The organism is Streptomyces sp. NPDC101110 (assembly GCF_044759525.1).
In the GTDB taxonomy this organism is placed as follows: Bacteria; Actinomycetota; Actinomycetes; order Streptomycetales; family Streptomycetaceae; genus Streptomyces.
Map to the genome: position 1 here is coordinate 16,594 of NZ_JBIVZM010000002.1, position 23,518 is coordinate 40,111.

General features: G+C 72.5%; 25 protein-coding genes. 12 read left to right on the plus strand and 13 right to left on the minus strand.

The genetic code is table 11. The features are described 5' to 3' along the window. Window positions 1-166 precede the first annotated feature (166 nt). Complete coding sequence (locus ACIQU3_RS03395; RefSeq protein WP_403728215.1) at window positions 167-1,537, plus strand: NAD(P)/FAD-dependent oxidoreductase; 1,371 nt, start codon at window positions 167-169, stop codon at window positions 1,535-1,537. Between the two features lie 84 nt (window positions 1,538-1,621). Beyond that, on the plus strand, window positions 1,622-3,865 hold the full coding sequence (locus tag ACIQU3_RS03400; protein ID WP_403728212.1) for an FUSC family protein: 2,244 nt from the start codon (window positions 1,622-1,624) through the stop codon (window positions 3,863-3,865). A 110-nt stretch (window positions 3,866-3,975) separates the two neighbouring features. Here ACIQU3_RS03400 and ACIQU3_RS03405 read toward each other — a convergent pair whose 3' ends face one another. The 6 genes from ACIQU3_RS03405 to ACIQU3_RS03430 all read right to left on the minus strand — a co-directional run bounded on the left by ACIQU3_RS03405 (window position 3,976) and on the right by ACIQU3_RS03430 (window position 8,177). After that, entirely contained in the window at window positions 3,976-4,410 is a 435-nt protein-coding gene (locus tag ACIQU3_RS03405; protein ID WP_403923231.1) for a hypothetical protein, read from the minus strand. 28 nt (window positions 4,411-4,438) lie between these two features. Then, window positions 4,439-5,275 carry a DUF1206 domain-containing protein gene (locus ACIQU3_RS03410; RefSeq protein ID WP_403728209.1) on the minus strand — a complete coding sequence of 279 codons (837 nt, stop codon included), beginning with the start codon at window positions 5,273-5,275 and terminating at the stop codon, window positions 4,439-4,441. A 136-nt stretch (window positions 5,276-5,411) separates the two neighbouring features. Further along, a complete protein-coding gene (locus ACIQU3_RS03415; protein WP_403728206.1) occupies window positions 5,412-6,269 on the minus strand; it encodes an ANTAR domain-containing protein in 858 nt (285 codons plus the stop codon). Window positions 6,270-6,382: 113 nt separating this feature from the next. After that, entirely contained in the window at window positions 6,383-6,646 is a 264-nt protein-coding gene (locus ACIQU3_RS03420) for a DUF5133 domain-containing protein (protein ID WP_403728204.1), read from the minus strand. 32 nt (window positions 6,647-6,678) lie between these two features. Next, window positions 6,679-7,542 carry a SigB/SigF/SigG family RNA polymerase sigma factor gene (locus tag ACIQU3_RS03425; protein ID WP_403923233.1) on the minus strand — a complete coding sequence of 288 codons (864 nt, stop codon included), beginning with the start codon at window positions 7,540-7,542 and terminating at the stop codon, window positions 6,679-6,681. A 200-nt stretch (window positions 7,543-7,742) separates the two neighbouring features. After that, window positions 7,743-8,177: an ATP-binding protein gene (locus ACIQU3_RS03430; protein ID WP_403923235.1), complete on the minus strand. Its 435-nt coding sequence runs from the start codon at window positions 8,175-8,177 to the stop codon at window positions 7,743-7,745. Window positions 8,178-8,444: 267 nt separating this feature from the next. Here ACIQU3_RS03430 and ACIQU3_RS03435 point away from each other — a divergent pair, with 267 nt between their 5' ends. From ACIQU3_RS03435 to ACIQU3_RS03445, 3 genes are all read left to right on the plus strand, one after another. Beyond that, on the plus strand, window positions 8,445-8,666 hold the full coding sequence (locus ACIQU3_RS03435) for a hypothetical protein (protein WP_403728198.1): 222 nt from the start codon (window positions 8,445-8,447) through the stop codon (window positions 8,664-8,666). A gap of 66 nt (window positions 8,667-8,732) precedes the next feature. Beyond that, window positions 8,733-10,202 carry an aminotransferase class I/II-fold pyridoxal phosphate-dependent enzyme gene (locus ACIQU3_RS03440; protein WP_403728195.1) on the plus strand — a complete coding sequence of 490 codons (1,470 nt, stop codon included), beginning with the start codon at window positions 8,733-8,735 and terminating at the stop codon, window positions 10,200-10,202. A 280-nt stretch (window positions 10,203-10,482) separates the two neighbouring features. Then, window positions 10,483-10,938 carry a cyclic nucleotide-binding domain-containing protein gene (locus tag ACIQU3_RS03445; RefSeq protein WP_403728193.1) on the plus strand — a complete coding sequence of 152 codons (456 nt, stop codon included), beginning with the start codon at window positions 10,483-10,485 and terminating at the stop codon, window positions 10,936-10,938. 13 nt (window positions 10,939-10,951) lie between these two features. On the opposite strand, the gene ACIQU3_RS03450 is transcribed toward ACIQU3_RS03445, so the two are convergent. Together ACIQU3_RS03450 and ACIQU3_RS03455 are read right to left on the minus strand one after the other, a co-directional pair. After that, window positions 10,952-12,244 carry an MFS transporter gene (locus ACIQU3_RS03450; protein ID WP_403728190.1) on the minus strand — a complete coding sequence of 431 codons (1,293 nt, stop codon included), beginning with the start codon at window positions 12,242-12,244 and terminating at the stop codon, window positions 10,952-10,954. An 83-nt stretch (window positions 12,245-12,327) separates the two neighbouring features. After that, window positions 12,328-12,945: a LysE/ArgO family amino acid transporter gene (locus tag ACIQU3_RS03455; protein WP_403728186.1), complete on the minus strand. Its 618-nt coding sequence runs from the start codon at window positions 12,943-12,945 to the stop codon at window positions 12,328-12,330. Window positions 12,946-13,017: 72 nt separating this feature from the next. Here ACIQU3_RS03455 and ACIQU3_RS03460 point away from each other — a divergent pair, with 72 nt between their 5' ends. Beyond that, window positions 13,018-13,914: a LysR family transcriptional regulator ArgP gene (locus tag ACIQU3_RS03460; protein WP_403923237.1), complete on the plus strand. Its 897-nt coding sequence runs from the start codon at window positions 13,018-13,020 to the stop codon at window positions 13,912-13,914. A 34-nt stretch (window positions 13,915-13,948) separates the two neighbouring features. Here ACIQU3_RS03460 and ACIQU3_RS03465 read toward each other — a convergent pair whose 3' ends face one another. Further along, complete coding sequence (locus tag ACIQU3_RS03465) at window positions 13,949-14,656, minus strand: TetR/AcrR family transcriptional regulator (RefSeq protein WP_403728180.1); 708 nt, start codon at window positions 14,654-14,656, stop codon at window positions 13,949-13,951. 103 nt (window positions 14,657-14,759) lie between these two features. On the opposite strand from ACIQU3_RS03465, the gene ACIQU3_RS03470 reads away from it, so the two are divergent. Together ACIQU3_RS03470 and ACIQU3_RS03475 are read left to right on the plus strand one after the other, a co-directional pair. Then, window positions 14,760-15,977 carry a saccharopine dehydrogenase family protein gene (locus ACIQU3_RS03470; protein ID WP_403923239.1) on the plus strand — a complete coding sequence of 406 codons (1,218 nt, stop codon included), beginning with the start codon at window positions 14,760-14,762 and terminating at the stop codon, window positions 15,975-15,977. Window positions 15,978-16,080: 103 nt separating this feature from the next. Next, a complete protein-coding gene (locus tag ACIQU3_RS03475) occupies window positions 16,081-16,335 on the plus strand; it encodes a WhiB family transcriptional regulator (protein WP_102909756.1) in 255 nt (84 codons plus the stop codon). A gap of 23 nt (window positions 16,336-16,358) precedes the next feature. On the opposite strand, the gene ACIQU3_RS03480 is transcribed toward ACIQU3_RS03475, so the two are convergent. Beyond that, window positions 16,359-16,802: a DUF6098 family protein gene (locus ACIQU3_RS03480; RefSeq protein ID WP_403728173.1), complete on the minus strand. Its 444-nt coding sequence runs from the start codon at window positions 16,800-16,802 to the stop codon at window positions 16,359-16,361. Window positions 16,803-16,950: 148 nt separating this feature from the next. Here ACIQU3_RS03480 and ACIQU3_RS03485 point away from each other — a divergent pair, with 148 nt between their 5' ends. Then, a complete protein-coding gene (locus tag ACIQU3_RS03485; protein WP_403728170.1) occupies window positions 16,951-17,301 on the plus strand; it encodes a DUF488 domain-containing protein in 351 nt (116 codons plus the stop codon). 22 nt (window positions 17,302-17,323) lie between these two features. On the opposite strand, the gene ACIQU3_RS03490 is transcribed toward ACIQU3_RS03485, so the two are convergent. Continuing rightward, window positions 17,324-18,997: an FAD-binding dehydrogenase gene (locus ACIQU3_RS03490; protein ID WP_403728168.1), complete on the minus strand. Its 1,674-nt coding sequence runs from the start codon at window positions 18,995-18,997 to the stop codon at window positions 17,324-17,326. Window positions 18,998-19,023: 26 nt separating this feature from the next. Next, window positions 19,024-19,653 carry a TetR/AcrR family transcriptional regulator gene (locus ACIQU3_RS03495; RefSeq protein WP_403728166.1) on the minus strand — a complete coding sequence of 210 codons (630 nt, stop codon included), beginning with the start codon at window positions 19,651-19,653 and terminating at the stop codon, window positions 19,024-19,026. A 129-nt stretch (window positions 19,654-19,782) separates the two neighbouring features. Between ACIQU3_RS03495 and ACIQU3_RS03500 the strand changes: the two genes are divergently transcribed. The 3 genes from ACIQU3_RS03500 (at window position 19,783) to ACIQU3_RS03510 (ending at window position 22,548) form a co-directional block, all read left to right on the plus strand. Continuing rightward, on the plus strand, window positions 19,783-20,406 hold the full coding sequence (locus tag ACIQU3_RS03500) for an alpha-ketoglutarate-dependent dioxygenase AlkB (protein WP_403728163.1): 624 nt from the start codon (window positions 19,783-19,785) through the stop codon (window positions 20,404-20,406). A gap of 121 nt (window positions 20,407-20,527) precedes the next feature. Next, the gene (locus tag ACIQU3_RS03505) at window positions 20,528-21,274 is read left to right on the plus strand and encodes an MBL fold metallo-hydrolase (protein ID WP_403923240.1); all 747 of its coding nucleotides are present in this window, start codon (window positions 20,528-20,530) and stop codon (window positions 21,272-21,274) included. 41 nt (window positions 21,275-21,315) lie between these two features. Then, complete coding sequence (locus tag ACIQU3_RS03510; protein ID WP_403728159.1) at window positions 21,316-22,548, plus strand: DUF4032 domain-containing protein; 1,233 nt, start codon at window positions 21,316-21,318, stop codon at window positions 22,546-22,548. A 13-nt stretch (window positions 22,549-22,561) separates the two neighbouring features. Here the strand turns inward: ACIQU3_RS03510 and ACIQU3_RS03515 are convergent, their stop codons facing one another. Next, entirely contained in the window at window positions 22,562-23,446 is an 885-nt protein-coding gene (locus tag ACIQU3_RS03515; protein ID WP_403728157.1) for a universal stress protein, read from the minus strand. Between the last annotated feature and the right edge of the window lie 72 nt (window positions 23,447-23,518).

Consider the following 23,518-nt stretch of genomic DNA (forward strand, 5'->3'; position numbering starts at 1 on the left):
CTTTTCGGCCAGGGTGCGGGCATGGTGGTGATCGACGCGTTCGTCTGCCTGCCGCGTCCGGCTGGCGCGCCGGCCGGGCACACGGTGGGATCGAAAGGGTGCGAACCAGCGATCCAGGGGCAGTCGGAAGGCGTTCGAGGCAGACCGCCTGGAGCCGCAGAAAGGGATGAACACCGTGACACGACCCAGGATCCTGGTGGTTGGCGCAGGCTTCGCCGGCGTGGAGTGCGTCCGCCGTCTGGAACGGAAACTCTCCCCGGACGAGGCCGACGTCACTCTGGTGACGCCGTTCGCCTACCAGCTCTACCTGCCGCTGCTCCCCCAGGTCGCCTCCGGCGTGCTGACGCCGCAGTCGATCGCCGTCTCCCTGCGGCGCAGCAAGAAGTACCGCACGCGGATCATTCCGGGCGGCGCCATCGGCGTGGACCTGAAGTCCAAGGTCTGCGTGATCCGCACCATCACCGACGAGATCGTCAACGAGCCGTACGACTACATCGTGCTGGCGCCCGGCAGCATCACCCGGACCTTCGACATCCCGGGGCTGACGGACCACGCGTTCGGGATGAAGACGCTCGCCGAGGCGGCTTACATCCGGGACCACGTCATCTCGCAGCTGGACCTGGCCGACGCGAGCCAGGACCCCGTGGAGCGCGCCTCGCGGTTGCAGTTCGTGGTGGTCGGCGGCGGATACGCGGGCACCGAGACCGCGGCGTGCCTGCAGCGGCTGACGCATGCCGCGGTCAAGCGCTACCCGCGGCTGGACCCGAGTCTGATCAAGTGGCACCTGATCGACATCGCGCCGAAGCTGATGCCGGAGCTGGGTGACAAGCTCGGCAGCAGTGCGCAGGAGATCCTGCGCCGGCGGGGCATCGAGATCTCGCTGGGCACCTCCATCGCCAAGGCCGGCCCCGAGGAGGTCACGTTCACCGACGGGAGGGTCATCCCGACCCGCACGCTCATCTGGACGGCCGGTGTCGTCGCCAGCCCGCTGATCGCCACGCTCGGCGCGGAGACGGTCAAGGGGCGGCTCGCCGTCGCCGCCGAGATGAACCTGCCGGGCGAGGACGGGGTGTTCGCCCTCGGCGACTCGGCCGCGGTGCCCGATCTGGCCAAGGGCGACGGGGCCATGTGCCCGCCCACCGCACAGCACGCCCTGCGCCAGGGCAGGCACGTCGCCGACAACGTCATCGCGTCGCTGCGCGGCCAGACGATGAAGCCGTACGTCCACAAGGACCTCGGGCTCGTCGTCGACCTCGGCGGCACCGACGCGGTCTCCAAGCCGCTGGGCATCGAGCTGCGCGGCCTGCCCGCCCAGGCCGTGGCCCGCGGCTACCACTGGTCGGCGCTGCGCACCAATGTGGCCAAGACGCGGGTGATGACGAACTGGCTGCTCAACGCTGTCGCCGGTGACGACTTCGTACGGACGGGGTTCCAGGCCCGCAAGGCCGCGCGGCTGAAGGACTTCGAGTACACCGACGCCTATCTGACGCCGGAGCAGGTGCGGGCGCAGGCCGGGGGGCCCGGCGGGCCGGAGTAGGAACGGGCCGGACGGGAGCGTCCGGCCGGCGCATGTCATGCTGAGATACGGATCTTGGTGTGAGTCGGAAGAGAGTGCGGCGGCGTGAGGGCAGCGGGACGCGCGGTGCGGGCACGGCTGCGGGACCGGATCGCGGCGTCCGACCCCGGACTGCTGCGTCTGACGGCCGGGTTGCGGACGGTGGGCGCGATCGTCCTCACGCTGGCCGTGCTCTCCCTGCTGGGGGCCGATGTCCACCTGCTGGTGGCGGGGGCCATGGCGGCGATGGTCGCCACGTTCGCCATCCGGGAGAAGCAGCTCGGCGCGCAGGCGGTGACGCTCGCGCTGGGACTGCCGGTCGCCCTGGCCTCGGTGTCCCTGGGCGCGGTCCTCAACTCGCGGCTCGTCGTCGGTGACGCGTTCTTCGTCGTCCTGATCTTCTGCGCGGTCTACGGCCGCCGGTTCGGCGACCGGGGCACGGCCCTCGGGCTGATCGGTTTCCAGATCTACTTCCTGTCCCTGTTCGTCGGCGCCACCGTCGGCACCCTGCCGGAGCTGTGCGGTGCCATGGTGCTGGCGTTCTGCTCCAGCGCCCTGATGCGCTTCGCGGTCGTGCCCGCGACGCCCGCGGGTGTGCTGCTGCGGCTGCGTCTGGCCTTCCGGGCCCGGCTGGCCCAGCTGGTGTCCGCGCAAGCGGAACTCCTCGACGCCCCGGCGGACGAGATGGACAAGGCGCTGGAGGCCGTGCGCGAGGGGACCGCCCGGCTCCACGAGACGGCGATGATGATCCAGGGACGGCTGGAGGAGGGCACTCCGGACGAGTCGGCGGCGCGGCTGGTGCAGCGCAGGGTCGCGGACGCCGAGATCGCCGCGGAGCGGCTCGGCCTGCTGCTGCTGACGGCCCGTACCGCCGAACGGGCCGACACGCTGACCCTGCACCTGCCGGGCGCGCCCGCCCCGTCGCTCGCCGGGCCGCGGATGCCCGACGAGGCGGGTGCCACGCTGCGCCGCGATCTGCGGGCGCTGCACGCCCTGGTGCTGAAGGCCGGCAGCGGCGACACGGGCACCGGCCTGGCCCATGTGCGCAACCGGCTCCTCGGCTACCGGGACGAGGAGAACCTGCCGCCCGCGTCGGCCGCCGTCCAGGACGTCTTCCGCGGCATCGGCGAGTCCGCCCGTTCCGTGCTGGGACTGCGGATCGCCCTGGACGGCCCCCAGGACGAGTCGGACGACACCCCCGCGACGGCCCGCTCCCGCGAGGAACTGGACGCCGAAGACGCCGCGATCGACGGCGGCGGCGAGGGCGCGGCGCAGGAGGAGCAGACCGGTCTGCGGCGGCCCACCACGCGTGCGGCCGTGCAGGTCGCCGTGGGCTCCTCACTGGCCATCGTCGGGGGCGAGCTGCTGTCCACGCAGCGCTGGTACTGGGCCGTGCTGACGTGCTGGATCGTTTTCCTCAACACCGCGTCGACGGGCGAGATCCTGGTCAAGGGCTACCGGCGGCTGCTGGGCACGGTGTTCGGCGTGGTGGCCGGAATCGTTCTGGCGGGGCTGGTCGGCAAGCACACCTGGACGGCGTTCGCCCTGGTCCTGGTGCTGATCTTCGCGATGTTCTACTCGGCGCCGCTGTCGTACACGCTGATGTCGTTCTTCGTCACCGCGATGCTCGGGCTGCTGTACACCCTGCTGCACACGTACAGCCTCGACGTGCTCCTGCTGCGCATCGGGGAGACCGCGCTCGGCGCGGCCTGCGGAGTGGTCGCGGCGGCGCTGGTCCTTCCGGTGCAGACGGACCGCCGTACGAACGAGCTGCTGGGGACCGTGCTGGAACGGCTGGCCGAGGTCACCGAGGCTGCGGTCGGTCAGCTCAGCGGCGGGCCCGCGGACGAGCTGCTGGACCGGGCGCGCGACCTGGACCAGGCGCTGGCGGATCTGCGGGCCGCCACGCAGCCGCTGATCCACCCCGTCACACCGCTGCGGACGCGGCGGAACACGGCCCGGTACGTGGTGGCGCTGCTGGAGACGTGCGCGTACCACGCGCGGACGCTGGCGGCGACCGCCGAGCTGCTGCCCACGCACCCCTCGATCGCGGCGGACCCGCGACTGCGCGGGGCCGCCGGGCGCACCGTGCGCAACATCGAGGCCATCGCCGCCCGGGTCGCCGACGAGCACGCGGGCGCACAGGTCGAGACCGGGCCGAGCATCGCCTCCCTGCTGGGTTCCGACGCCGGCACGCCGCGCTACGGACGTATCACCGACCGCGTGCTGCGGCATCTGGAGCGGCTGGACGAGGCGGTCGTCGGCCTCGCCCGGCCGCTGGACGTGCCGGTGGCGGCGCCCAAGGGGTGAAGCCCGCGGGGGACGGTGACCGGGGAGCCACCGACCGCCCGGCTCCCGGGGCCTGGAAGCCACCGCCCGTCCGGCCGTCCGGCCCCCGGGGGCCTGGAAGCCGCTGCCCGTCAGAAGTCCGTGGGCAGTCCGCTGACCTCGGCGATGCCCCGGAGCTCCTCGGTCTGCTTGTGCCGGTCCCGGATGTAGTCGGCGATCTCGCCGAGGCGGACCGGGTCGGACGCGGTGGTGGCGTCCGTGACGATCCGGACCGGGCCGGTGTCGTCGACGTCGAGTTCGACCACTTCGTTGTCCAGGCGGCCGGTGACGGCGGTGGCGATGACGAGGGCCACCTCGTCACGGACCTCCTGGGGCAGTTCGTCGTCGGCCCCGGAGTCGAGCGCGAAGTCGAGGCTGGACAGGCGTTCCTCCTCGATCGCCTCGAGGACCGGTTCCACCGCGCGCATCAGCAGGCGGTAGTCCTCGGTGTCCATCCGGATGCGCAGGAGGTCCAGGTACATGTCCACGGGCCGGCCATCGCCATGCGGAATCTCGGAATCGCTCATTGGCATCGTGTTCCCCGAAGAACACGGCTCAGACGCGCCGCCACCGGGCCATGGCGAAGGAGAACGCGCCGAAGAGCACCAGTCCGGCGGCCACGCACACCAGCAGCCACGGGCCGAGCGGGGTGTCGGCGAAGGTCCGCAGGGTGTCGTCCAGGCCCTTGGCCTTGTCGGGTTCGTAGTCGATGGCCGCGCGGACGGCGAAGACACCGGCCACGGCGAACACCAGCCCGCGGGCGGCTCCGCCGGCCACGCCCGTGACGTCCACCAGCTGTCGCGTCCGGTGGCTCATCTGCCCCAGCCGGAGCTTGTCGTGGTACTTGCGCAGCACCGCGCGCACCGCGATCCAGCCGCCGGCCACGACGATGCCGATCCCCGCGGCGCCCACCAGCCACTGGCCGCCGGGTATCTCCAGGGCCCTGGCCGTGGCGTCCCGGGACTGCTGGTCGCTGGATCCGCCGCTCTGGTGACGGCTGGCCGCGAACGTCAGCACCGAGTAGGCGACGAAGACGTAGAACGCGAAGCGGACCGTCGCCATCAGCCGCTTGCGTGCGCTGCGGCCGTCCTTGCCGATCGAGCCGAAGAGGGCTTCGGACAGCCGCCACAGGGCCATGCCGACGAGCCCGATGCCCAGCGCCCACAGCAGCACCGCGCCGAACGGCTTCTGCGCCAGTTCCTGCAACGCTCCCCCACGGTCGGCCTGCCGGCCGGTGTCGCCGAAGGCGATCTGCAGGGCCAGCGCTCCGACGAGCAGATAGATCACGCCCCGGGCGGCGAAGCCCGCCCGTGCCGCCCCCTCGGTCACCGAACCCCGCGCCATTCGCCGGGCCCGGAACCGACCGCCTTGTGCCATCGCACTCGTGTTCATGTCGACCTCCCGGCAATCCGGATGCCCCCCGGGCGGCGTCCACACACCCGCGCACCCCCCGGACCAGCGGATTCCGGTTCCAGCGGCCGGCTCGTGGGGGTCAGGCCGGCCGGAGCCGCGGCCCGCCTGCCGGGGTTCAGGACCGCCGGAGCCGTGTTCCACGGCAGATGCGGCCGAGGGCGTGCAGGTGCTCCAGGGCGTCCAGGACGACGGTCCCGTCATGCCAGGCGAGCCAGCGGCCCGCCTCGCCGCCCACGGTGTCGAGCGCCTTGGTCTGGGCTGTCGTCAGTCCGCTCAGAGGCCGGTCCACGTGGGCCGAGACCATGCCGACGCACAGCCCGGACGCCGTCGTCAGGGGCACGCTGTGGCAGGCCCGGCTGCCCGCCGCGAGGATGGCCCGCCGGGCCGGTTCGGTGAACACCGGGTCGCTCTCCACATCGCGCACGGTGACCTGGGCGACGTCCCGGGCGGCCTGCGCGCAGGACGTGCCGTCCTCGCCGACGTGGGCGAAGAAGTCGACGAAGTCGGCCGTGAGGCCGGTGTGCGCCTCGATGTTCAGCCCGCCCCGCGCCCGGTCCGTCAGCTGCACGTTGCCCATGTCGGTGCCGACCACCGTCAGGGTGGAGCCCAGCACGGCCTTCAGGACGGCACCGCGGCTGCCGGACCCGGACAGGTGCGCCCGGGTGAAGGTCAGCTCGGGTTCCGGCCCGCGCACCCGCGCCGGGAACCACGGTGCGTCCCCCGCCTCGGGACGCGGCGCGGTCACCAGCATCCCCGCCAGCGTGCGCAGCTTGACGTTGTACCGCTGGGACGCCCGCTGCATCAGTGCGAAGGCGCTCTCGGCGTCCTGCAGCGCGTACCGCTCCTGCAGGATCCCCTGTGCCTGCGAGATCAACGGGCGCACACGGGCGCGGGCCCTCAGGTCGCGTACTTCGGCGCGCAGGCGCTCCAGCTCGCCGTCGTCGGCGGTCGCCTCCCGCCCCGTGGTGGACATGGAACTCCTCAAGGTGTCGGTGCAGTGGCGCGAAGGGGCCCGGCCGCGGCTCGCGCCGTCGGCCGGGCCCTGGTTCGGCCTCGTCCTCCCCGCCGCTCAGCGGCGCACGGGGGTCAGACGGGCTCCGTGACCGCAAGGCGCTGCCCCGCCGCCGACGCGGCGGGTTCGCGCTCCGGTGCGGGTGCGGTGGCGAGCCACTGGTGAGCGGCCTCGAGGGCACGCTCGACGGTCCGGGTGCCGGTGGACACGCACAGCGTGTACGCCAGGTCGCGTACCCGGGGGTTCTGCTCCGCCGGTCCGCCGGTGGCTCCGGCGGCGGCCAGGGCTTCGTACTCGTCGACGAGCCGGCGCAGCACGGCGGGGTGGGGCCTCAGCATGGTGACTATTCGCTCCTCGGGATGTCGGGTGGTCAGGCCGTCGTGGAGGGGCCGCCGGTGCCCCGGTTGCCCGTTCGCTGCCCCAGGACCTCGTCGCGCACCCGGGCGCAGCTGCGGCTGATGAGGCGGGAGACGTGCATCTGTGAGATGCCGAGGTGGTCGGCGATGCGGCTTTGGGTCATGTCTTCGAAGAAGCGCATGTAGAGGATGGCGCGTTCGCGTTCCGGCAGGCGGCGCAGCCCTTCCTTGGCGGACTCCCGGTCCACGACGACGTCGTAGGACGAGTCGGCCGCGCCGAGGGTGTCCGCGAGGCTGTAGCCGTCGTCCTCGGCCGAGAGTTCGGCGTCCAGCGACAGGGTGCTGAAGCTGTCCAGGGCCTCGAGCCCGGCGTTGACCTCTTCCTCGGTGAGGCCGGTGTGGCGGGCGAGATCCGCCACGGAGGGCTCGGGGCTGCCCGGGTTCTGGGTGAGTTCGCGGCGTGCCACCCGCACCTTGTTGCGCAGTTCCTGCACACGGCGGGGCACCCGCAGGGCCCACATACGGTCCCGGAAGTGCCGCTTGACCTCGCCGGTGATGGTCGGGACGGCGTAACTCTCGAAGGCACCCCGGCTCGGGTCGAACCGGTCGATGGCCTTGACCAGACCCAGGGCGGCGACCTGCCTGAGGTCCTCGATCGACTCTCCGCGGTCGCGGAAGCGGCCGGCGATGCGGTGGGCCATGGGCAGCCACAGGGTGACCAGTTCGTCGCGGACGGCCTCCCGCTCGGGGCCCTCCTCGAGTTCCGCCATCCGGGCGAAGAGGGCGGCGGTGTCGGGGGCGTCGTCGTGACGCCGCCGGGAGGCGGGGGTCGTCGTTTCGGGCGTGCCGGGACGATGGGTGGGCGTTTCGATGAGCATGCGGATTCGCTCCTGAACGGTGGTTTCAGGGACTGACCGCGGGAAGGGCGCCGCCCGGATCGCCTGGAGGGCCTCCGGGGCGGTCATACCGCTCCCGCTGGGGCGCCTCCGGTCCGAAGCACGAATGTGCGTCTGCCCTGACCCCGGGGGAACAAACTCCGCTTTGCACTGCAATCTGTCCGACGCCGGCTCACGGGTGTTCAGGACAGGGGTACGACGGCGGTGATGCACTTGCCCCCGGTGGGCAGGTCCGACACCCGCACGTCGCGGGCGAGCCGGCAGACGATGGGCCAGCCGTGGCCGCCGTGCCGCAGCCGTCCGTGCGGGTCGGTGCGGGGCACGGTCACGGGCAGCGCGTCACTGCGGTCGCTGACCGACACGCGGACGCCGGGGTCGTCGACGTCCACCTGGAAGGCGGTGACACCGCCACCGTGCAGTATCGCGTTGGTAGTCAGTTCCGAGGCGACGAGCAGTGCGTCGGAGAGGGCATCCGTGTCGCACGGGGTACGGGTGGCCCGGCAGCGTTCGGCCACGGCGCGCTCCACCGCCCGGCGTGCCTCGGCGGGTTTGCACGGCCGGGTCCGGTGAGCACCGAGCGGCTCGCCTACGAATTCGATCATGTGCTCCTCGCACATTCTGCAGCTCCCTGTCAGCACGGACGGAAAACCGGGTCCGGACCGGGTGCCGTGGCCGCCCGCTGGGGCGGCCCGGGGTTCTCGGACCCACTGCTCGCAACGCGCTCGCGGCGTTCGGGGCGCGCACCGCGTGAACGCCGCGGTCTCCTTGTTCGGCTCACCTCTCCCCGCACCTGCAAACCTCCGGTCCGCCTGCAGGATCGGAAAACACCTCGAACGGCCGGATGCCGGTGCCATCTCCGCGCGTTCGGCGGGTACGCGGTCTGCATGACGGATGTGGTGGATTCGGACGAGCTGCTGCGGCGCATCCAGCGTGCGAGGGAGTGCGCGGTGCAGGAGGAGCGGACGTGGCGGGCCAGGAGCGAGGAGCTGGACGCGACCGACCCGCAGGGGGCCCGGGACGCGACCGTGCGGCGGATGTCCTACGAGGCGGTGCTGCGGGTGCTGGACGAGATCGTGACTCCGGGCAGGCACGCGTCGGAGGGCTGACCGGGCGGCGGCCGCCGGTACGGGCGGGTCCGGATTGCGCGGGCACACGCCGGGAACCCGGTGCGCATGACAGCCGACCACACACGAGCACCGGTCCTGGAAGCCCTGGACGAGTACCGACGCAAGGGGCGTCTGTCGTTCACGCCACCCGGTCACAAACAGGCCCGTGGCGCGGACCCGGCGGTCCGGGAGATTCTCGGTGACGCGGTGTTCCACGGGGACGTGCTGGCCTCGGGGGGTCTGGACGACCGGCTGACCCGGGGCCGGGTGCTGGAGCGCGCCCAGGAGCTGATGGCCGACGCGGTGCACGCCGAGCACACGTTCTTCAGCACGTGCGGCAGTTCCCTGTCGGTGAAGGCCGCGATGCTGTCGGTCGCGGGGCCGCACGAGAAGCTGCTGATCGGGCGCGACGCGCACAAGTCGGTGGTGGCGGGTCTGATCATCTCCGGTATCGAGCCGGTCTGGGTCGAGCCGAGGTGGGACGCCGGGCGCAACCTCGCCCATCCTCCGTCCGCCGACGAGTTCGACCGGGCCTTCGACGCGCATCCGGACGCGCGCGGCGCGCTGGTCACGAGCCCCACGCCGTACGGCGGCTGCGCGGACCTGCGGGCGATCGCCGACGTGTGTCACCGGCGTTCGCGGCCGCTGATCGTCGACGAGGCGTGGGGCGCGCACCTGCCGTTCCACCCCGATCTGCCGTCCTGGGCGATGGACGCGGGTGCGGACATCTGCGTGACCAGCATCCACAAGATGGGCAGCGGCCTTGAACAGGGTTCGGTCTTCCACCTCCAGGGCGATCTGGTGCCGCCGGAGCTGCTGGGGATGCGTGCGGACCTGCTGGGCACCACCAGCCCGTCGGTGCTGATCTTCGCGGGGCTGGACGGCTGGCGGCGGCAGATGGCGATGCGCGGCAAGGAGCTGATGGGAGGTGCGCTGGATCTCGCGGCCGAGGTCCGGGCGGCCATCGAGGGGATCGACGGCCTGCACGTCAACGACCGGGACGACTTCTGCGGTGCGGGCCTGGCCGACGACTTCGACCCGCTGCCCGGGGTCATCGACCTCACCGGCCTCGGGATCACGGGCTTCCAGGCGGCGGACTGGCTGCGCGAGCACCGGCACATCGACGCGCACCTGGTGGACCACCGGCGTATCGGCGCCCAGATCACCCACGGCGACGACCGGGACACCACGGGGCCGTTGCTGGAGGCGCTGCGTGATCTCGCGCGGGTGGCGCCGGACCTGCCCCGGGCGCCGCGGGTGGCGGTGCCGTCGCCGGCGGAGCTGCGGATGGAGCAGGCGGTGCTGCCCCGGGACGCGTTCTTCGGCCGGGCCGAGGCCGTACCGGTCTCCGAGGCCGCCGGGCGGGTCGCCGCCGAGATGATCACACCGTATCCGCCCGGGATCCCCGCCGTGCTGCCCGGCGAGTGTCTGACCGAGCCGGTGCTGGCGTACCTGAGGACGGGGCTGGAGGCGGGCATGCACCTGCCCGACCCCGAGGACCCGGAGCTGGAGACGGTGCGGGTGCTCGCGCAATGAGCCGGGAGTGAAACGGGTCACGCAACCCGGTCTCCGGGCGCGCACACCCCTCGAATGGTTTACCGTTCACTCATACGTGGTGACGGAGTCGACTTCTCGTCCTCCGTGCATCACCGTGTGACGGCCCTGGCTGGTCTCCCCCGTCCAGCCAGGGCTTTTTCATGCCCGGGCAACCTCTCGGAAGAAGTCGCGCACGCCGAGGTGCCCAAGGCCCCGGCAGCGGCTGAAATGGGCTTAGGGACAGCACCGCAGTCGACCGCCCGGCGAGGAGCTCCGCGTCATGACCAAAGCGATCAAACTCCTGACCGCCCTGCCTCCACCCCAGCGGCAGCGCCTGATGACGCTCGCCCGGGAGGTGTCCTTCCCCGAGGACGCCCGCATCTTCGAGGCGGACGGCAGGGCCGACCGCTTCTGGGTCATCCGGTCCGGCGCCGTCTCCCTCGACCAGCAGGTCAACTCCCTGCAACGGGTGACCGTGGCCAGTCTCGGCGCGGGCGACCTGCTCGGCTGGTCGTGGCTGTTCCCGCCGTACACCTGGGACTTCGGCGCGGTGGCGTTCAGCCCGGTGCGGGCCTACGAGTTCGACGCGGCGGCCGTGCTGCGGCTGTGCGAGGAGGACTCGGAGCTCGGCATGCTGCTGGTGCGCAACGTCGCCGAGGTGCTCGCGCACCGGCTGGAGATGACCCGCGGCAAGCTGATGGAGCAGTACACGCTGCACCGGCGCGGCGCCCTGTGAACCCTTCGGGCGCTCAGACGCGGTAGCGCCGCAGCGCCGGCACGGCGGCGGCGAGCACCAGCATCACCGCGACGACCAGCAGTCCGCCGCCCGCGACGGCGGTGCGGGGGCCGAAGGCGGATCCGGCGGTGCCGTGCAGCACGTCCGCCAGACGCGGCCCGCCCGCCACGACGACGGTGAAGACGCCCTGCATGCGTCCGCGCATCTCGTCGGTCGCGGCGGACAGCAGGATCGCCCCACGGAAGACCATGGAGACCATGTCGGCGACGCCGGCGAGGGCGAGGAAGGCCACCGCGACCCAGAGGTTGCCGCTCAGCCCGAAACCCGTGATGGCCACGCCCCAGGCGACCACCGCCCCGATGACCATCGGGCCGTGCCGCCTGGCCCGGGAGAAGGTGCCCGACAACAGTCCGCCCAGCACGGCACCGACGGGGATCGCCGCGAACAGCAGGCCCAGCGCGAGCCCTTCGCCGTACGGTGCGTAGGTCTGGGAGGCGAGCTGCGGGAACAGGGCGCGGGGCATGCCGAGGACCATGGCGACGATGTCGGCGAGGAAGGACAGCAGCAGCACGGTGTGCCCGGAGATGTAGCGGAAACCGGCGGCGATCTCCTTCACGCCCGCGCGTCGCACCGTCGTGCCGCCCAGGGGCGGCAGCGAGGGCAGCCGGTACACCGCCCACACCGTCACCCCCAGCGCCAGGGCGTCGATGAGGTACAGCTCGGGCAGCCCGATGACGGGGATGAGGGCACCGGCGAGCAGCGGGCCGGCCACCTGGCCGGTCTGCATCACGGTCGAGCCGAGGGCGTTCGCGGCGGCCAGCTCGTCATCGGGGACCAGGCGCGCCACGGAGGCGTTGCGGGCCGGGGCGTTCAGGCCCCAGAAGGCCTGCTGCACGGCGAGCAGCAGCATCAGCGTGGCCACCGACGCCAGGCCCGCGAAGGCCTGGAGCCAGAACAGCAGCGAGGTGACGGCGATGCCGCTGTTGGTGATCAGCAGCAGCTTGCGCCGGTCCATGGTGTCGGCGATCGCCCCGCCCCAGAGCGCGAACACGATCAGGGGCACGAGGCCGGCCAGGCTCGCGGCGCCCACCCATGCCGACGAGCCCGTGATGTCGTAGATCTGCTTGGGGACGGCGACGGCGGTGAGCTGGCTGCCGACGGCGGTGACGGCGGTAGACCCCCACAGCCGCCGGTAGGCGGGGCGGCGCAGAGGGCGGGTGTCCATGGCCCACCGCCGCCGGCCGCGCCGCCGGGACGCCTCCGGTATGCGTTCCCGCTCTTTGTCCGTGCTCTCGCTCGTGTCCACGCGCCGCTTCCTGGATGCTCGTTACATCTTTCCGGGCGGGGATCACTATCGCACCGGCCCGGGGGCGGCCCGCGGCCGAGGGGTCAGCTGCCGACGACGAGCACGGCACCGAGCACGATCATGGTGGCGGCGACCAGGCCGTCCAGGACGCGCCAGGCGGCGGGCCTGGCGAGGAATCGGCCGAGCAGGCGGGCACCGAACCCGAGGGCGGTGAACCAGCACAGGCTGGCCAGGACGGCGCCGAGGCCGAAGGTCCAGCGCAGCGGGCCGTGGTCGGCGGCCACGGAGCCCAGCAGGAACACGGTGTCGAGGTAGACGTGCGGGTTGAGCCAGGTCATCGCCAGGCAGGTGAGCACGGCCCGGCGCACCGATCCGGCCGCCTCCCCCTCGGTGCGCAGCGCGCCGCCGTCCTTGCGCAGGACCCGCCGGGCGGCCAGGGCCCCGTAGCACAGCAGGAACGCGCCGCCGATCCAGCCGACCGCTGTCAGGGCGCCCGGCCACTTCACCACCACCGCGCCGACACCGCCGACACCGAGCGCGATGAGCGCGGCGTCGGACAGGGCGCAGATCCCGACGACGGCGAGGACGGCCTGGCGGCGGATCCCCTGGCGCAGGACGAAGGCGTTCTGGGCGCCGATGGCGACGATGAGTGACAGGCCGGTGCCGAAACCGGCGGCGCCGGCGGTGAAGGTGCTGGTCATGGACTCGACGCTACGGACGGCCGCCACCCGGGTCCAGCTAATGATTCTTATCTATCATTAGCTCCTGTGCTGATGAAGGACCTCCCCCTGGACCAGGTGCGGACCCTGCTCGCCGTCGTGGACGAGGGGACGTTCGACGCGGCGGCGGCCGCGTTGCACGTCACACCGTCGGCGATCAGCCAGCGTGTGAAGGCGCTGGAGCAGCGCACCGGGCGGGTGCTGCTGCTGCGGACCAAGCCGGTGCGGCCGACGGAGTCGGGCGAGGTGCTGGTGCGGCTGGCCCGTCAGGTGGCCCGGCTGGAGCACGACGCCTACACGGAGCTCGGACTGAGCGGTGCCGGGGAGCCGACCCGGGTGTCGGTGGCGGTGAACGCGGACTCGCTGGCCACCTGGTTCCTCCCGGTGCTCACCCGCGTGCCGGAGAAACTGCGGCTCCACTTCGAGCTGCGCCGCGAGGACGAGGACCACACGGCGGCCCTGCTGCGGGAGGGCGCCGTGATGGCCGCGGTGACCTCGTCGCCCGACCCCGTGCCGGGCTGCTCCGTGCGCTCGCTCGGGCGCATGCGCTACCTCCCCGTGGCCGCGCCGGACTTCGCCGGGCGCCACCTCGGCGGACCCTTGGCGGAGGCGCTCGCGCGGGCACCCGTGGTGGTCTTCGACCGGCGCGACGACTTCCAGGACGGTTTCGTCCGCGGGCTCACCCGGGGACGCGTCGGCGCGAGCGCGCTGCGGCACTACGTGCCGACCTCGGAGGGCTTCGCCGAGGCCGTCGCCGCGGGGCTGGGCTGGGGCCTGGTGCCGGAGCCCCAGGCGGATCCGCTGCTGCGCGACGGCCGGCTCGTCGGCATCGACCCGGGCCGCACGGTCGACGTGCCGCTGTACTGGCAGCAGTGGAAGCTCGACTCGCCGGCGCTCGCGCAGGTGGCGGAGACGGTGACCGCGACCGCGGCGGAGGCGCTGCGGGCCTGAGACCGGTGTCGACGGTGCTCGCGTTCCCGCCGCGTCAGCCCCGCAGGGCCTCCAGGCGGGCCGCCGCGCTGTCCAGCAGCATCTCGAGGGCCGTCGGGTAGGCGCTGGTCAGCATGCGGGTGGCCAGCAGCGGCGCCGCCTCGGCGATGCGGGGGTGGGTGGTGGCGGGCAGGCGGGCGTACGTCGATCGCCACATGTCCTCGTCGGCGTGCAGCGAGTCGCTGGGCAGGGCCAGCGAGGCGGCGTCGAGTGCGGCGAAGGCCAGGGTCTGGTCGATGAAGGCGTGATAGATGCGCACGGTGTCGGGCAGCGGGAATCCCGCCGAGCGCAGGACGTCCAGGACGGTCTCGTCGGCGGCCAGCTCGTGTGCCCGGCCCGTGACCCGGTTGGTGGTCAGCAGCGCGGCCTGCGGATGGGCGAGGTAGGCGGCGTGGATGCGCAGCCCGAAGGCCTTGAGGTCCGCCCGCCACTCCCCCGTGCGCCGCCAGCCGTGGAGCGCCTGGCCGATGAGGGCGTCGCCGATGGCGAGGGTCAGGTCGTCCATGCCGCGGAAGTACCGGTACAGCGTGCTCGGGTCGGCGTCCAGGGCGAGCCCCAGCCGGCGGGCGGTCAGTCCGGCGCTGCCGTGTTCGCGCAGCATGCGCAGCGCGGTCTCGACGATCAGCTCCTCGGACAGCACGGTGCCGCTCTTGGTGGGCCTGCGCCGGCGGCGTTTCTCCTCGGGCACCACGGGCTTGGGCACGACGGGCTCCCTCCTTATGCCAACGCCATTGACCTTAAGACACCGGGCGGCGTTTCATCACTGCAAGGGCGCGTCACGTTCTTCGCATATAGGGAGTTTTGTCATGCGTGTACTGCTCGTGGGTGCTGGTGGTGTCGGTGGGGCGATCACCCGGATCGCGGCCCGGCGGCCGTTCTTCGAGGCGATGGTGGTGGCCGACTACGACCCGGACCGTGCGGAGGCGGCCGTCGGGGCGCTCGGCGGCGACGCGCGCTTCACCGCGGAGCGGGTCGACGCCGGCGACGAGAGCGCCGTGGCCCGCCTGCTCGACCGGCACCGCTGCGACGTCCTGCTCAACGCCACGGATCCCCGCTTCGTGATGCCGCTGTTCCGCGCGGCCCGCAGCGCGGGCGCCACCTATCTCGACATGGCGATGTCGCTGTCCCGTCCGCATGCCGAGCGGCCGTACGAGGAGTGCGGGGTCAAGCTGGGTGACGAGCAGTTCGCCCAGGCCGCCGACTGGGAGAAGGAGGGGCTGCTGGCCGTCGTCGGCATGGGCGTGGAGCCGGGTCTCTCGGACGTGTTCGCGCGCTACGCCGCCGACGAACTCTTCGACGAGATCGAGGAGATCGGCATCCGCGACGGAGCGAACCTGGCCGTCGACGGCTATGACTTCGCGCCCTCGTTCAGCATCTGGACCACCATCGAGGAGTGCCTCAACCCGCCGGTCGTCTATGAGAGCGGAAAGGGCTGGTTCACCACCGAGCCGTTCAGCGAGCCCGAGGTCTTCGACTTCCCCGAGGGCATCGGCCCGGTCGAGTGCGTGAACGTGGAGCACGAGGAGGTGCTGCTCGTCCCGCGCTGGGTCGACGCCCGCCGGGTGACCTTCAAGTACGGCCTGGGCCGGGAGTTCGTCGAGACGCTGCGGACGCTGCACCTGCTGGGCCTGGACCGCACCGATCCGGTGACCGTGCCGGGGCCGGACGGCCCGGTGAAGGTGTCGCCCCGGGACGTGGTCGCCGCGTGCCTGCCCGACCCGGCGACGCTGGGCGAGCGGATGCACGGCAAGACCTGTGCGGGCACCTGGGTACGGGGCGTGAAGGACGGCGAGCCGCGCGAGGTGTACCTGTACCACGTGGTCGACAACCAATGGTCGATGGCCGAGTACGGCTCCCAGGCCGTGGTGTGGCAGACGGCGATCAACCCCGTCGTCGCGCTCGAACTCATCGCGACGGGCGCCTGGTCCGGTGCGGGCGTGCTCGGGCCCGAGGCCTTCCCCGCCCGGCCGTTCCTGGACCTGCTGACGGACTACGGCTCCCCCTGGGGCATGCGGGAGCAGTGAACGACTGTCCTGGAACGGCCTGTTTCACCGGGCATCGACAGGTCACCCGAAAAGGAGTAAGCATCCGAGAGAGTACGTTTCTACTGCGATGCAGGTGACTTCGATGGACAACTGGCGAGACCACGCTGCCTGTCGGCACGAGGACCCCGAGCTCTTCTTCCCGATCGGCACCTCCGGGCCGGCCCTGTTGCAGACGGAACAGGCCAAGGCGGTGTGCCGACGGCGCTGCCCCGTGCAGGAGCAGTGTCTGCAATGGGCCCTGGACACCGGTCAGTCCATCGGCGTGTGGGGCGGGACGAGCGAGAACGAACGGCGTGCGCTGAAGCGCCGCGCCGCCGCCCGCCGCCGCTCCGGCTGACCACGGCCACCGCCCCTGGGGTCTCAGCTGCGTCGCAGCGGTCCCCAGGGGTTCGCCTGCCGGGCCACCTCCGCCCTCGCCTCGTCGATCACCCGCTGGTCGAGCCGGCACAGCGGGCGGACGTCGGTGACCAGCGGTTCGTTGTCGGGTCCGCGGGCGGCCTCGGTGCCGGTGAGCACCCAGGGGCGCACGCCCGGCCCCTTGTCGTGCGGAAGGTGCGCGTAGTCGTGCAGCCGACGGGCCACCCACACCCGTACCGGCCGGTCCCCCCACCAGTCCTCGACGCCGAGCGGGCTGGCGGACAGCCCCGGCAGGGACACACCTGTCAGGTCGTCGGTGCTGGACACCTCACGGAGATCGGTCTCCGGGCCCCGCGACCAGCGGACGTACAGGCCCCGGTGCCGCTCGACGAGCCCGGCGAGTTCGTCGAGGGTCCGCACGACCCGCAGATCGCCCTGTGCACTCATGTCATGACCCCCTTCCTCCACCTGGTCAGGCGAACGGAGTACCCGTCCGGCCCGGGCGGAACCGGCCGCTCGGCGCCGGGCGGTGCGGGCGTCCGGCCGGGGTTAGGCTCGCGGCACCTGCCGGTGTCGCCGCCCAGAGGAGCCGACCATGAGCGTGCGTGTGCGCCGCGTCTACGAGCCCGCCGAGCCCGAGGACGGGGCACGGATCCTGGTCGACCGGCTGTGGCCGCGCGGGCTGGCGAAGGAGGCGGCGCGGGTGGACGAGTGGCCGAAGGCCCTCACCCCGTCGACGGAGCTGCGACGCTGGTATCACACGGGCGAGGGCTCGTACGAGGAGTTCTCCGAGCGGTACGAGGCGGAACTCGCCTCCGAGGAGGCGGCCGAGGCGCTCGACGGTGTGCGCGAGCTGGTCCGTCGGGGCGACGTGACCCTGCTGACCGCGTCGAAGACGCCCGAGCAGAGCCACGCCACCGTGCTGGCCCGCCTCCTCGAAACCTGAAGGCACCACGCGGCGCCGTCGGTCAGGCGGTCTGCTGCGCCGCCGCCCGGCCCGCCGCCCGGCCCGAGAAAAGGCACCCGCCGAGGAAGGTGCCCTCCAGGGCGTTGTAGCCGTGGACGCCGCCGCCGCCGAACCCGGCGACCTCGCCTGCCGCGTACAGCCCGTCGACCGGCTTGCCGTCGGTGCCGAGGGCGCGCGAGTCGAGGTCGGTCTGGATGCCGCCGAGGGTCTTGCGGGTGAGGATGTGCAGCTTGACGCCGATCAGCGGCCCGGCCGCCGGGTCGAGGATGCGGTGCGGGGTGGCGACCCGGCCGAGGCGGTCGCCGATGTAGCGGCGGGCGTTGCGGATGCCCTGCACCTGGGCGTCCTTGGCGTAGGGGTTGGCGATCTGCAGGTCGCGGGCCTGGATCTGGCGCTTGATCCCGTCCGCGTCGAGCAGCGGCTTGTCGGTGAGATCGTTCATCTTCGCGACGAGTTGCTCCACAGTGGACGCGGTCACGAAGTCGGCGCCCTTGCGCAGGAACGCGTCGACCGGTCCCGGAGCACCCTTGCCGAGAATGCGCTCCTTGAGGAACCCGGCGCGGTCCTTGGCGGTGATGTCGGGGTTCTGCTCGGAGCCCGACAGCGCGAACTCCTTCTCGATGATCTTCTGCGTGAGGATGAACCAGGAGTGGTCGTACCCGGCGATGTCCTCGGTGGTGCGCAGATGCTTCAGGGTGCCGAGGGTGTCGTAGCCGGGCAGGTACGGGCCGGGCAGCCGGCGGCCGAGGGCGTCGAACCACAGGGAGGACGGGCCGGGCAGGATGCGGATGCCGTGGCCGGGCCAGATGGGGTCCCAGTTCCGCAGGCCCTCGGTGTAGTGCCACATGCGGTCGCGGTTGACCAGCCGTACGCCGGCCTCGGCGCTGATGTCGAGCATCCGTCCGTCGACGTAGGCGGGGACGCCGGTGACCATCTCGCGGGGCGGGTTGCCGAGGCGTTCGGGCCAGTGGCGTCGGACGATGTCGTGGTTGGCGCCGATGCCGCCGCTGGTGATGACGACGGCCTGGGCGGTGAGTTCGAACTCGCCGACGGCCTCGCGGCTGGAGGCGACGCCCCGGGGTGCCGGGTCCTCGGCCAGGACCGTGCCGCGCACGCCCCGGGCGGTGCCGCCCTCGACGACGAGTGCGTCGACCCGGTGGCGGTGGTGGAAGGTGAGCAGGCCGTCGCGGGCGGCCTGCTCGGCGTAGCGCACGAACGGTTCGACGACGCCCGTGCCGGTGCCCCAGGCGACGTGGAAGCGGGGCACGGTGTTGCCGTGCCCGTGCGCCGTGAGGTCGCCGCGCTCGGCCCAGCCGACGGTCGGCAGGAAGGTGATGCCGTGTCCGTCCAGCCAGGACCGCTTCTCCCCCGCGGCGAACTCGACGTAGGCGCGCGCCCAGCGCACGGCCCAGGAGTCCTCGTCCTCCAGCCGGTCGAAGCCCGCGCTGCCCCGCCAGTCGCTCCAGGCGAGGTCGAAGGAGTCCTTGATCCCCAGGCGCCGCTGCTCCGGTGAGCCGACGAGGAACAGTCCGCCGAAGGACCAGAAGGCCTGGCCGCCCAGGTTGCCCGCGTTCTCCTGGTCGACGAGAGCGACCCGCCGGCCCCTGCTGGTCAGTTCGTGCGCCGCGACCAGTCCGGCGAGGCCCGCTCCGACGACGATGACATCGGCATCCATGGCGACCGTTCCCTTCTTCAGTTCTTCTAGTGATCGAGGGTGCCGCTGCCGTCGGTCAGCAGGGCCGTGAGCAGTTGCTTCAGCCAGGCGCGGGCCTGGTCCAGGTCCCGGTCCAGCAGCAGTTGCGTGGTGACGCCGTCGTACGCGGCGACCACGGCGTGGGCGGCGCCGTCGGCGTCACCCAGTACGGCGGGCAGCGCGGTGTGCCCGCGGGCCCGGGCGAGCCGGTCGGCGACGGCCCGCCGCAGCCGCGCGCGGTGTTCGAGCAGGCTGCGCGCCACCTCCGGGTCGCGGGCGGCGTGCACGAGGAAGTCCGTCTTCACCAGCAGCCAGTCGCGGTCCAGGAGCAGGACGTCGGTGACGCGGTCCACGGCGGCGGGCACGTCGAGGTCGGGACCGTCGAGGGCGAGGGCTCCGGAGACCTGCTCGGCGATCAGGTCGGCGCGCTCGCGGTAGAGGGCGAAGAACAGCTCGTCAAGGCTGGAGAAGTTGGAGTAGAAGGCGCCCCTGCTGTAGCCGGCGGCCTCGCAGACCTCCTCGATCGAGACGTGCCCGAACCCCTTGGCCGCGAACACGGAGAACGCCGCTTCGAGGAGGTTGGCCCGGGTGTGGACCCGGCGCCTGGTCACCCGCCCGGCGCTTCCCTCGACCGCCATGCCCGGCCTCCCTTCGAACCTTTCGATACATGACTGTATTGGATACACCGATGCATCGAAAGCCCGCCCGAGGAGGACCCCCCTTCGCAGACATGGAACACACTTTCGATTAAGGAGTACGCTGGCGGCATGCACCTCCAGGGCTCCCTCTTCGACCAGGCCGACGAGCTGCGCCTCGGCCCGCTGGACGGGATCGGCCGTACCGACCTCGGTTTCGGCGCCTGGCTCGACGCGCTCCCCGGGTGGCTCAGCGGCTCGGACGACCTGTTCGAACGACTGGCGTCCGAGGTCCCGTGGCGGGCCGAGCGGCGCACGATGTACGACCACGTGGTCGACGTCCCCCGCCTGCTCGCGTACTACGGCGGGGACGATCCGCTCCCGCACCCCGTACTGACCCAGGCACGGGACGCGCTCAGCGCCCACTACCGCGAGGAACTGGGTGAGCCGTTCACCACGGCCGGGCTGTGCTACTACCGGGACGGCCGGGACAGCGTGGCCTGGCACGGCGACCGGATCGGACGCGGGGCGCGCGAGGACACCATGGTCGCGATCCTGTCGGTGGGAGCGCCCAGGGACCTTCTGCTGCGCCCGCTGCGAGGTGGCCGGGACACCGTGCGCCGCCCCCTGGGCCACGGCGACCTCGTCGTGATGGGCGGTTCCTGCCAGCGCACCTGGGAACACGCGATCCCCAAGAGCACGCGGGCGACGGGGCCGCGCATCAGCATCCAGTTCCGTCCGCACGGCGTGCGCTGACGCGCCGGAACGGCCCGGGCGCACCCGCCCGTTGAGCCGGACCCCGCGATTCCGCCCGCTCTTGGTTCTGCTTTCCTTGTGCCGTCGGGCCGGGAGCGGGACCACACGAGGCGGGGCGATCATGCACGCAGACGTACACCAGGTCGCGGAGGGCACCTATCTGGTGCACGGATCCAACACGAACTGGGTGATTCTCACGGAGGGTGACGCACTCACCCTGATCGACACCGGTTACCCGGGCGACCGGGAGCAGGTCCTCGCCTCCCTCGCGGAGGTGGGCGGCTCCCCGGAGGCCGTCGCCGCCGTGCTGATCACCCACGCGCACAACGACCACCTGGGCTCCGCCGAGTACCTGCGCGCCGCGTACGGCACGCCCGTGTACCTGCACGAGGCCGAAGTGCCGCACGCCCGGCGGGAGTTCCTGCACCAGGTGTCCGTCGGGACGGTGCTGAGGAACGGCTGGCGGCCGGGCGTGCTGCCGTGGGCGGTGCACGCGATCCGCTCGGGCGGCACCGCCGACGTCCCCGTCACCGCGCCCCGGGCCTTCCCGGCGCCGGGCGCCCTGGACCTGCCGGGACGGCCGGTACCGGTGCACACGCCGGGCCACACCGATGGGCACTGCGCCTACCACCTGCCGGGCACCGGCGTCCTGGTCTCGGGCGATGCCCTGGTCAGCGGCCACCCCACCGCACGCGTCGAGGGGCCGCAGCTGCTGCCGGACATGTTCCACCACGAGCGCCCGCGCGCCCTGGCATCCCTGGACGTACTGGCGGAGCTGGAGGGCGAGCTGGTGCTCCCCGGGCACGGGCCGGTCCACCGGGGGCCGGTGCGGGACGCCGCTCTCCGGGCCCGGGAGCGGGCCCTCTAATCTGATGTGACGATCGGCGGCGAGACAAGGACACCCGGCCCATGGCACTGCAGATCAGCGCGACCAATCCGGAGCACCCCGCGCTCCTGCTGGAACTGCCGTGGGACGTACCTCTGGAGGAGTGGCCGGAGGAGTACCTGGTACCGCTGCCGCGGGGCATCTCCCGGCACGTGGTGCGCTACTCCCGCGCGGGCGACGAGGTGATCGCCGTCAAGGAACTGGCCGAGCGGCCGGCGCTGCGCGAGTACGACATGCTGCGCGACCTGGACCGGCTCGGCATCCCGTCGGTGGACCCGCTGGCCGTGGTCACCGGCCGCACCGACGCGAGCGGCGCCCCGCTGGAGAGCGTCCTGGTCACCCGGCACCTGGGCGGCTCGATGCCGTACCGCTCGATGTTCGAGACGACCATGCGCCCGGCCACCATGCACCGGTTGATGGACGCGCTCGCCGTGCTCCTGGTGCGGCTGCACCTGGCCGGCTTCGCCTGGGGCGACTGCTCCCTGTCCAACACCCTCTTCCGGCGCGACGCGGGCGCCTACGCCGCCTACCTGGTGGACGCCGAGACCGGTGACCTGCATCCGCAGCTCAGCACGGGACAGCGCGAGTACGACCTCGACCTCGCCCGCGTGAACATCAGTGGGGAGCTGCTGGACCTGGAGGCGTCGGGGGCGCTGCACCCGTCCGTGGACCCGATCGAGTTCGGCATGGAGATCTGTGCCCGCTACCGCGGCCTGTGGGAGGAGCTGACCCGGGCCTCCGTCTATCCGGCGGGCAAGTACCACTACATAGAACGCCGCATCCGCCGCCTGAACGACCTCGGGTTCGACGTCGCCGAGATGCAGATCGAGCACGCCTCGAACGGCGACACGGTCAGCTTCGTGCCCAAGGTCGTCGACGCGGGCCACCACCAGCGCCAGCTGCTGCGCCTGACCGGCCTGGACACGGAGGAGAACCAGGCCCGGCGGCTGCTGAACGACCTGGAGAGCTGGATGGCGACCCAGGACGACTACGCCCCCGGCGATCCCCTGGGAGCACGCCCCGAGGTTCTCGCCCACCGCTGGGTGCGGGAGGTCTTCCGGCCGACCGTGCGGGCCGTGCCCGTCGAACTGCGCGGTGCGATGGACCCGGCGGAGATCTACCACCAGCTCCTCGAACACCGCTGGTACATGTCCGAGCGGGCCCAGCACGACATCGGCCTGGACGCCGTGGTCGAGGACTACATCCAGAACATCCTGCCCACGGCCCGCAAGACGCTGCAGCCCACGGCGGAGTGAGGGAGCGGCGCCCTCAGGCGTGCGGCACCACCGCCACCGGGCAGTCGGCGTGGTGCAGCATCCCGTGGGCCACCGAGCCGATGCGGGCCCCGACGGCCGTACGGTGGGCCCGGCGGCCGACGACCATCAGCTGGGCGGTGCCGGCCACCGACAGCAGCACCTGGCTCGCGCTGCCCATCTCCACGTGCTCCTCGACGGGCACGTCGGGGAACCTTTCCCGCAGCGGCCGGACGGCCGCGGCCAGGCTCTTCTGCTCGAACGGCTCCAGTCCCCCGGCCTCGTCGAGGAGTTTCAGAGAGCCCGGGCTGTAGGCGAAGACGGGCGGCAGGCTCCAGGCCCGTACGACCCGCACGGTCGCCCCGCGCGCGGCAGCCGTCTCGAAGGCGAAGCGCAGCGCGTCGGCGCTGTCCTCCGGGTCGCCCTGCTGGCCGACGACGATCTCCCGCCCGGCGGCCTCGGAGGAGGACTGGTCGCCTGCCCGCACGAGCACCACGGGCCGGTCGGCCTCGGCGATCACATGCTGGCCGACCGAGCCGACCAGGAACCCGACGATGCGGCCGTGCCCGCGCGAGCCGAGCACCAGCATCTCGGCGTCGGCCGCGGCGGCGACCAGGGTGTCGGCGGCGACGGGCCCCTCGATGACGTCGGTGGTCACTTCGAGGTCCGGGTGCCGTTCGGTGACGGTCCCGACGGCCTCGGCCACCGCGCTGTGCACCCACTGCGCCTGGCTGTCCGCGTCCGTGGCGACCGCGCTCTCGATCAGCTCCGGCGTCTGCACCCGCCAGGCGTGCACCACGCGCAGCGGCCGGTCGCGCCGCACCGCCTCCCGCGCCGCCCAGGCGAGAGCCGCGAGGCTCTCCTCCGATCCGTCGACCCCTGCGGTGATCGGGCGTGTCATCCGGCTGCCTCCCTGTGGAACGTCACTGTCCCGCCCAGTCTTCACCACCGCCGCCCGTGCCCGCCCACGGGA

Excerpts from the sequence above, each read along its gene's own strand:
- ACIQU3_RS03395 (WP_403728215.1), top strand. The coding sequence starts at position 167 with ATGAACACCGTGACACGACCCAGGATCCTGGTGGTTGGCGCAGGCTTC.
- ACIQU3_RS03405 (WP_403923231.1), bottom strand. The coding sequence starts at position 4,410 with ATGAGCGATTCCGAGATTCCGCATGGCGATGGCCGGCCCGTGGACATG.
- ACIQU3_RS03410 (WP_403728209.1), bottom strand. The coding sequence starts at position 5,275 with ATGAACACGAGTGCGATGGCACAAGGCGGTCGGTTCCGGGCCCGGCGA.
- ACIQU3_RS03415 (WP_403728206.1), bottom strand. The coding sequence starts at position 6,269 with ATGTCCACCACGGGGCGGGAGGCGACCGCCGACGACGGCGAGCTGGAG.
- ACIQU3_RS03420 (WP_403728204.1), bottom strand. The coding sequence starts at position 6,646 with ATGCTGAGGCCCCACCCCGCCGTGCTGCGCCGGCTCGTCGACGAGTAC.
- ACIQU3_RS03425 (WP_403923233.1), bottom strand. The coding sequence starts at position 7,542 with ATGCTCATCGAAACGCCCACCCATCGTCCCGGCACGCCCGAAACGACG.
- ACIQU3_RS03430 (WP_403923235.1), bottom strand. The coding sequence starts at position 8,177 with ATGTGCGAGGAGCACATGATCGAATTCGTAGGCGAGCCGCTCGGTGCT.
- ACIQU3_RS03435 (WP_403728198.1), top strand. The coding sequence starts at position 8,445 with ATGACGGATGTGGTGGATTCGGACGAGCTGCTGCGGCGCATCCAGCGT.
- ACIQU3_RS03440 (WP_403728195.1), top strand. The coding sequence starts at position 8,733 with ATGACAGCCGACCACACACGAGCACCGGTCCTGGAAGCCCTGGACGAG.
- ACIQU3_RS03445 (WP_403728193.1), top strand. The coding sequence starts at position 10,483 with ATGACCAAAGCGATCAAACTCCTGACCGCCCTGCCTCCACCCCAGCGG.
- ACIQU3_RS03455 (WP_403728186.1), bottom strand. The coding sequence starts at position 12,945 with ATGACCAGCACCTTCACCGCCGGCGCCGCCGGTTTCGGCACCGGCCTG.
- ACIQU3_RS03460 (WP_403923237.1), top strand. The coding sequence starts at position 13,018 with ATGAAGGACCTCCCCCTGGACCAGGTGCGGACCCTGCTCGCCGTCGTG.
- ACIQU3_RS03470 (WP_403923239.1), top strand. The coding sequence starts at position 14,760 with ATGCGTGTACTGCTCGTGGGTGCTGGTGGTGTCGGTGGGGCGATCACC.
- ACIQU3_RS03475 (WP_102909756.1), top strand. The coding sequence starts at position 16,081 with ATGGACAACTGGCGAGACCACGCTGCCTGTCGGCACGAGGACCCCGAG.
- ACIQU3_RS03480 (WP_403728173.1), bottom strand. The coding sequence starts at position 16,802 with ATGAGTGCACAGGGCGATCTGCGGGTCGTGCGGACCCTCGACGAACTC.
- ACIQU3_RS03485 (WP_403728170.1), top strand. The coding sequence starts at position 16,951 with ATGAGCGTGCGTGTGCGCCGCGTCTACGAGCCCGCCGAGCCCGAGGAC.
- ACIQU3_RS03490 (WP_403728168.1), bottom strand. The coding sequence starts at position 18,997 with ATGGATGCCGATGTCATCGTCGTCGGAGCGGGCCTCGCCGGACTGGTC.
- ACIQU3_RS03495 (WP_403728166.1), bottom strand. The coding sequence starts at position 19,653 with ATGGCGGTCGAGGGAAGCGCCGGGCGGGTGACCAGGCGCCGGGTCCAC.
- ACIQU3_RS03500 (WP_403728163.1), top strand. The coding sequence starts at position 19,783 with ATGCACCTCCAGGGCTCCCTCTTCGACCAGGCCGACGAGCTGCGCCTC.
- ACIQU3_RS03505 (WP_403923240.1), top strand. The coding sequence starts at position 20,528 with ATGCACGCAGACGTACACCAGGTCGCGGAGGGCACCTATCTGGTGCAC.
- ACIQU3_RS03510 (WP_403728159.1), top strand. The coding sequence starts at position 21,316 with ATGGCACTGCAGATCAGCGCGACCAATCCGGAGCACCCCGCGCTCCTG.
- ACIQU3_RS03515 (WP_403728157.1), bottom strand. The coding sequence starts at position 23,446 with ATGACACGCCCGATCACCGCAGGGGTCGACGGATCGGAGGAGAGCCTC.